The 672-nt window shown below is 65.5% G+C and carries 1 pseudogene; it reads right to left on the reverse strand.

The features are described from left to right. Positions 1-672 (reverse strand): annotated as a pseudogene (locus ACP7D9_RS29470) (type IV secretion protein Rhs); the annotation flags it as partial.

Here is a 672-nt window from a genome sequence, read left to right on the forward strand (position 1 = left end):
TTCGGCATTGCGCCGATAGAGCCACACCGCGTTGCCTCGGCGACGCTTGTAAAGAAAACCGTTGCGGTACTCGTAGGACGTTGGCGCATCGTCTGGCGGAATCAGCGCGATCAGCCGTCCGACTTCGTCGTAGCGGTATTCAGTGACCGCGCCCAAGGGATCCTGCTCGGCGATCAAGCGGCCCTGCGCGTCATAGGCCTTGAGCTGCTCGCCGCCATCGGCCGCGACCTGACGCACCAGCCGCGCGCGCTCGTCATGGACGTAGACTTCTTCGGTGCCGTCGACGTAGTGCACGGTCACGCTGGCGTCGTCATCGTTCCAGACGTAACGGGTATTCATCTGCGAGAACGAGGCCCAATGCCGCACGCAGCGCGCCGCCTTGCCCTCGCGCTGCCACTCCCAGAAGAAGCTCGCGCCGCCGGTCAGCTGGCGCTGGAGGATGACGTGGTGGTCGTCGTAGTCGTAGCGCTCGCTGTCGCCCACCGCATTGCTCGCGACCAGCAGGCGTTGGCGGGCATCGAAGCGGTAAGTGGCGAGGTTTTGCTCGGTGGCCCACTCGCCCCGGACGAAGACCTGGTAATCGACCGCCACCAGTTGCGCACGGTCATAACGCAACAGCAGCGCGCGCCCGGCGCCGTTGTCCAGACGCTGAATGCGGTCGGAGCGATCGCG

It is taken from the genome of Pseudomonas sp. TSRC2-2 (genome assembly GCF_049897785.1).
Taxonomy (GTDB): Bacteria; Pseudomonadota; Gammaproteobacteria; order Pseudomonadales; family Pseudomonadaceae; genus Aquipseudomonas.